This is a genomic window from Streptomyces sp. NPDC059564 (genome assembly GCF_042735575.1).
GTDB lineage: Bacteria > Actinomycetota > Actinomycetes > Streptomycetales > Streptomycetaceae > Streptomyces.
This window is the reverse complement of sequence record NZ_JBHWBP010000260.1, coordinates 4,679-11,014: the sequence shown is the minus strand read 5'-3', so window position 1 is coordinate 11,014 and position 6,336 is coordinate 4,679. Positions and strand designations below refer to the sequence as shown.

Annotated in this window: 5 protein-coding genes; all 5 read right to left on the bottom strand. The window is 73.9% G+C overall.

The annotated features are described in order from the left end of the window. Positions 1–789, bottom strand: a 789-nt coding sequence (locus ACFV0Q_RS30690) for an alpha/beta fold hydrolase (RefSeq protein ID WP_385009632.1), incomplete at its 3' end; no start/stop codon positions are given. Positions 790–950: 161 nt separating this feature from the next. Then, the gene (locus ACFV0Q_RS30685) at positions 951–2,105 is read right to left on the bottom strand and encodes a hypothetical protein (protein ID WP_385009631.1); all 1,155 of its coding nucleotides are present in this window, start codon (positions 2,103–2,105) and stop codon (positions 951–953) included. After that, the gene (locus ACFV0Q_RS30680) at positions 2,102–3,982 is read right to left on the bottom strand and encodes a ferritin-like domain-containing protein (RefSeq protein ID WP_385009629.1); all 1,881 of its coding nucleotides are present in this window, start codon (positions 3,980–3,982) and stop codon (positions 2,102–2,104) included. Before ACFV0Q_RS30680 ends, ACFV0Q_RS30685 begins: the two co-directional genes overlap by 4 nt. A gap of 20 nt (positions 3,983–4,002) precedes the next feature. Continuing rightward, complete coding sequence (locus ACFV0Q_RS30675; protein WP_385009627.1) at positions 4,003–5,427, bottom strand: radical SAM protein; 1,425 nt, start codon at positions 5,425–5,427, stop codon at positions 4,003–4,005. Further along, positions 5,424–6,336 (bottom strand): hypothetical protein (locus tag ACFV0Q_RS30670; protein WP_385009625.1); only part of this gene is annotated, 913 nt, incomplete at its 5' end. The genes ACFV0Q_RS30675 and ACFV0Q_RS30670, both read right to left, overlap by 4 nt.

The following is a 6,336-nucleotide window of genomic DNA, read 5'->3' as shown; positions in this document are numbered from 1 at the left end:
TCTCCCCACCCCCCCCGCGCCCCCCCCCCCCCCGAGCCACTCGGTGAGGAGGGCGCGCAGGAGTTCCGGCTGCTCGTGGGGGAGGGCGTGTCCCGCGTCGTCGATCACGGCGAGCGAGGCGTGCGGGTAGTGGCCGACGAGGTCGGTAGCGGCGGCATACCCGACTGTCGAGTCCAGCCGCCCCGCCACTACGACCGTCGGACCCGCGTATGGCGGCGCGGGATCGCGGGTGAGCGCCCATCGTTCGCCGATCCGCTCGAGCGCTGACTGGTCGACGAGCGCGGCGGCCGGGGCGACGTAACGTTCGTACCGTTCGAGCATCTCCGGGGTTTGGATCACGAAGTAGCTTCGGAACACGTCGTCGCCGATCTCACCTGATCCGGCGAGGACGCGGTGCTTCGGGACGTCGCGTACTCCTGGCAACAGCGGACAGACGAGCGCCAGACCGGCGACCTGCGCCGGGCGCCTCGCGGCCATGGCCTGCGCGTAGTACGCGCCCGCCGAGTGACCGAGGAGAAGGTGCGCTGTACCGCCCGTGACCTCGTCGGCGAAGTCGAGCAGTGTGTCGAGGACGTCGTCGGCGCTGCGCAGCGCTTCAGGAGCGGTTGTCCGGCCCATTCCGGGGAAGTCGGGATAGATCCGCCGCAGCCCGGCAGCGCAGTCGAAAGCCGGCTCGAAGCAAGCCTCCGCCTCGCGGTGGTCGACGCCGGCGCCGTGGAGTACCAGCACGGGGCGACCGGTCCCGTGCTCCACGTAGTGGACCACCACCTGGCCCACTCGGATCTCCATCCCCACATGCTACTGACCTTGCAGGTGGGGGGCTGTCAGTCGAAACGGTGTATCGAGGGCGGTTGGGGTTAACGACGTGCTGCGGAGAGTCGGCCGTCGAAGGTGATGTCGAAGGCGTTCACGACGGAACGCCGCTTGTACGGACCCGGGCAGGACGGGCGTCACGGCCGCCCCGGCGCGGCGAGTGCCCGGGCGGCGTCGAGTTCGTCGGACCACGCGAGCCCGGTGAAGGCGCTCCCGTACAACCGGACGCAGCTGCGCTGGTGTTCGGCGTAGGCGGCGCGCAGCCGGGCGGTGTAGTGGGCGCACAGGGCGCGGGGCGCGGCGGTTCCCCGCGCGGCCGCGTCGATGACGGCGGCGGCGAGGATGGCGGTACGCAGGGCCTGCGCGGTTCCGGTGCCGCTGAGGGGGTCGTAGCGGATGGCTCCGGCCCCCACGAGCAGCCGGCCCGGGGCGTCCCCGGCGGGTGGCGTCGCGGGAGCCGGATGCAGGAGCGGGGCGGCCGGGATGGCGGCGGCGGACCGGGGCGGGTGGCGCAGGAGCGCACCGAGGCCGGTCTCGGCGGCCAGGCGGGCCAGCAGGGCGACGGGATCCCCGGCCGGACCGGGCACCATGGCCTGCACGAGTGCGGCGCCGTGCCCCAGCGGGGTGAGGTGCGCCCAGCCCGTTCCGGCGGTGCCGAGGACGGCGGTGCGCTCGTCGGCACCGGGGTGGAGCGGAGCCGTCCCGGCCAGCAACCGGCGGCGTCCGGAAGCCCGTTCGGGCGACGACGGGGCGGACGACAGCGCGCGCGACGGCACGGGTGCCTTGACGGGCGACGGGACGGGGGGCCCGGCGGGTGGCCCGGGGCGTTCCCCACGCGCCGCCGCGTCGCGGCCCGTCGACAGGCGCGGCGGCCGGTCCGCGCGGGCGGTCACCACCCAGCCGGGCGGGCCCGCCGGCAGATCCGCCCGTCGTGCGTCCACGCCGTGCTCCGCCAGCCGTTCCCGCATGCGGACGGCCACGTCGGCCCCGTCCACCACCCGGGCGGGCTGTGCGAACCGGGTCGGCGGCCCGTCGCCCCAGCGCACCTGCCGGTGCGTCACCTCCCAGGCGCCGTCGAGGAGTCCCGGACCCCACAGGGAGCCCAGCAGTTCCAGGGCCGGCCCGGTGAGCAGCAGAGGCCGCTCGCCTGCCATGCCCGGCCCGGGCGGCGGCAGCCGGACCCGGTGCCCGCGCCCGACGAGCAGCCGGGCGCAGGTCAGCTCGGCCAGTCCGCCCCCGTCGATCTGGACGGGGCCGGACGGCGCGGCGGCCGCCCGCCCGGCACCGCTCATCCCTGGAGGTCCAGCACGGCCAGCAGGGCTTCGGTCTCCCGCTGATGGCTGACCGCCATCCTGCGGATGGTCTGGTCGCCGAGGGTGCGGATGCCGCGCAGGGCCTCGATGGCGGCGACGGCGGCCGCCCGGGTGGCCTGTCCGTCGGCGAGGGCCGCGGGCAGTGGCGGCGCCCCCTCGACCGGGGCCGCGAAGGCGACGGGCAGGGTGAAGGGCGGGGCGACCCCGTGGGCGGCGAGGGCGTGGTTGATCTCGTGCAGGTTGGTCATGGTCTTCCGCGAGCCCTCGATGAGCACGCCGCCGGCCTTGTCCCCGAGGGCGAAGGTGGTGCGCAGGGCGCCGAGCAGGACGGCGTAGTACTGGTCGCTGAGTTCGAGCATCCGCGTCACCAGCTCGGTTCCGGTGCTCGGCCCGAGTGTCCGCAGGTACTGCTGCGGCTGGAGCCCGGCGAGGTGGTCCTTGACGGCGGTGAAGCGGCGGAAGTGGTCCCCGCCCTCGTCGATGATGAGCTTGATCAGGTGGGCCAGCCGCTCGCTCTCGGGGAAGAGGTCGGGCCGGCGCCGCAGGGTCTCGTGCAGCTTCACGTACATGCCGTCGACGCCCGTGCCGACCTGTTGGCTCGGGGCCTCCACGTCGATGAACCACTGGAGCTGCTCGGGCGTGAGAGGGCGCAGCTCGAAGGGGTGCGGACCGTCCCGTTCGATGACGGCGGCCCGGCCGATGACCGGGGGCTCGCCGAGCGTGCCGAGGGCCTCGTTCACCCAGCGCAGGTGCCGCATCTCGTCGACGGCGACGGAGAACACCTCGTTGGCCGCAGCGTGGATCCGCCCGGTCAGCGACTGGGGGTCGTCCGGCCGGGCCAGGGGCGCGGCCAGCGAGTAGTGCGCGTAGAGGTACTCCACGCACAGGGCGTGTTCGACGGTCGCCAGCCGCTTCAGCTCCTTGATCACCTGCGGGCGGGTGAGCTCCGGGATCTCGGGCGCCGCCGGGTTGCCGAGGGTGTCGTCCTCGCGGTCGTTGAGGACCGCGGGCAGGACGCTCCACTCGTTGATGATCCGCACGTAGCCGAACTCCTTCGGCCGCCGCGCCCCTTCCGTGTCGTCGTCGGGCACGGCTGCGCGGTCCGCGCGCAGGAAGTTCATCTTCGGGACGGTGCCGTCGGCGTTGCTGGTCACGTCCGGCTTCGACGCGGCCCAGTAGAAACAGCCGCAGTCGCGGAAGTCGTACTGCCAGGGCGCGCACAGGCTGCGGGTCAGGTCTCCCGGTTGGTAGGCCTCGGGATCGATCACACCGTTTTCGTCCAGATAGCGGGCGCGGTCGCCTACCAGGACGGCGAACAGCAGCCGGCCGTCGGCTGCCCGCCGGACCAGGCTCTGGTTCTGCAGGCGCAGGCTGTTCAAGTTGCCGACGAGGGCCGGGCCGGGCACGGACACACCGGGATCGCGTGCGAGCAGCAGGACGGCGATCCGCCCCGGCAGCAGGTCTCGGACCGGCCGCATGACGTCGGGGCCGAGACGCCCGCGGCAGTCGACCGGTTCGAGGTCCGCCTCGATCTGGTCCACCCTGGTCCGCCCGCAGATCGCGCCGATGAATACGGAGTCGGAGGTCATGTCCGCGGTGGTGAGCCCCTGTTGCTCGGCCACGCCCCCGGTCACCGCGAGCACACGAGAGCCGTCGTCCTCGCGGTGGAAGTCGACCAGCAGCCCGGGAAAGAAGGCCTTGTCCAGGTTGCGCTGGTCGAACTCCAGTCCGGGGAAGCAGTTGTCGACCCCGCTCTCCGGGCGGGTGTTGGAGGGGTTGCCGCGTACGACGTGGTCGGCCCGGGCGGTGAGGTTGCGGGGGAAGATCTTCCCGGTGGGAGTCGGCAGGTCGGGCATGGACGGGCTCCTTCGGGCCTTCAGACGGTGCTGGCACTGCTCGTGAGCGGGGCCGCCGCGGACCCCTGCTGGAAGAACTCGGGTGCGGCCTGGCCGAGTTCGACGTAGGCGCGCAGGCAGAAGGCCAGCCAGCCGCGGATGTAGTCGCAGCCGGGCCGGCCCCGTCGGCTGACCTCGTGGTAGCAGCCGCCGCCGCACAGGTAGCGGGCCCAGCAGGACCGGCAGGGCTCCTGCCGGTCCACGTGGCGTTCGGCCAGGTGCCGCTGCCGGGCCGCGGTGTCGGGTCCGGCGGCGAGCGAGCCCATGGCGAAGGCGGGGTCGTCGACCAGCCGGTGGCAGGCGTAGAGGTCCCCTTCCGCGGAGGCGCTGAGATAGCCCGCGCCGGCCCCGCAGGGGTAGGGGCGGTGGGCGCCCCGGTGCAGCTGCTCCATGGCGGTCTGGAAGTTGCCGAAGGGGTAGGGCCGGCCGGCCGACAGCTCCGCGAGGGCCCGCTCACCGCATGCGGTCATCTGCTCGAGGAAGCCCGCGAAGGCCTCGGCGGTGATCTCGTACGCGGGGTCGGGGGCGCTGACCACCGCCCCGAAACCGACCTCGTCGAAGCCCAGCGCGATGCCGTGCTCCAGGACGTCCAGGAGCCGGCCGGTGTACGGGGTGACGCTGACGCGCGCGGAGAGGTGGCGGGGGCGGCCGTGGCGGGCGAGCGTGTCGAGCCCGGCCCGCAGCCGGTCGTACGCGCTGGCTCCGCCGGGCGCCTTGCGCAGGGCGTCGTGGCCGGCCCGGTCGCCGTCCAGGCTGACCGTCACGGTGAACGGGTGCTCCGCGAACAGCGCCGCGTCGTCGGGCCGTACGGTCGTCAGGTTGGTGGTGAGCGCGAAGCGGATCCGGTGGCTGGTGGCGGCCCCCGCCCGGACGGCGTACCGGACCACCTCGTGCACCAGGTCGCGGGCGAGCAGCGGCTCACCGCCCATGAAGCCCACGACGACGTCCGAGCCGGGAGCGGCCTCGGCCAGCAGCCGGTCCACCGCCGCGTACGCGGTGGCCCGGGGCATCGACCGGGCGGCTCCTCCGAACCGGCCCTCGTCCGCGTAGCAGTGGCCGCAGCTGAGGTTGCAGGCCTGCATCACGTTGAGGGAGATCGAGGACAGCGGGGGCGGGACGGCCGGGGTGCCGTCGATCCGCGGGTCGCCCCACAGCGGCAGGTCCAGCTCGCCTGCCAGGTCGGCGAGGGAGCCCTCCGGCGCCGCGGTCCACCGTTCCACCCGGGCCGCGACGGGCTCGGGCAGGTCGTAGACGCGGCTGCCGTCGGCGACGAACAGATGGGCGCCGTGCGCGCTGCGGAAGACCCTCAGCTGGTCTCCCGGGCCGGGCGGACGCGGCGGGCCGGCCGGAGGCGGGACCGGGGGCCGGCCGGGCGGCCGTCGGCCGATCTGGAGGAGAACGGTCACGTGCCCGGCTCCGTCTCCTCGCGCAGGCTCCGCGCCCAGGCGGTCAGCAGGTCGTATTGCCGGCGGCTCAGGTGCACCGGACCGCCGTCGGCCCCGCGCATGCCGATGGGCATCCGGCCGTCGGTGTAGCTGGGGGTGATGTCCTCGGCGGGTGGCCGGATCCGTCGCGCGATGAGGTCCGGCTGCTCGCGCAGGACGTCCTCCAGCACCTCCAGCGCCACGTACCGGCGGTGACGTCGGCGGCCGTGGTCGGTCAGCTCGAGCAGGGCACCGGAGAGGCGTTCGGGTACGGGCCACGCGACGGCGCCGTTCTCGAACAGGACGCGCGCGTTCTGCACGTCCACGTTCATGTTCCCCATCGTCTCCAGGATCCGCTCGAACAGGTCGCGCATCTCCAGCGCTGTCCGGGGCTTGTCGGCGACGTAGCCGGGGTCGCGGACCTCGGCGCGGGCGACACGGTCCGTCAGCCCGTCCGCCAGCGAGAGGAAGGGGCGCCGGTCCGGTGCGAAGTCGGGCGGGCTGGCGACGATCCGCGCCGTGGCGGTGAGGCCACCGGGCAAGGTCACCGTCACCGTGCCGTCGCACACGTCGTCGACCATTCCCTGGCTGGCCTGGAGCGAGCGTTCGGCACCCGCGAAGAGTCCGGAGGGGAAGGTGCGTTGGTCGTCGCTCAGGTCCTGGACCAGGAACCGGCCCCAGGCGGAGTCCGGGTTGAGGAACAGCCGCTCCTGGGGCAACGTGTAGTCGCCCTCTCGCTCGATGAGGTCCGTCGGCCCGTACACGAATCCCTTCCCCGGCGTGAACCGCAGCCGCAGTTCCGGGAGTTCGGCGTTCGGCGCGGGTGCCTGGACCGAGCCGAGGGGGATGGACCTGCCGGTCGGGACGAGCGGGTTGGCGGCGCCCTGCGGG

Coding starts and splice junctions, on each gene's coding strand:
- ACFV0Q_RS30680 (WP_385009629.1), bottom strand. CDS start 3,982: ATGCCCGACCTGCCGACTCCCACCGGGAAGATCTTCCCCCGCAACCTC.
- ACFV0Q_RS30685 (WP_385009631.1), bottom strand. CDS start 2,105: ATGAGCGGTGCCGGGCGGGCGGCCGCCGCGCCGTCCGGCCCCGTCCAG.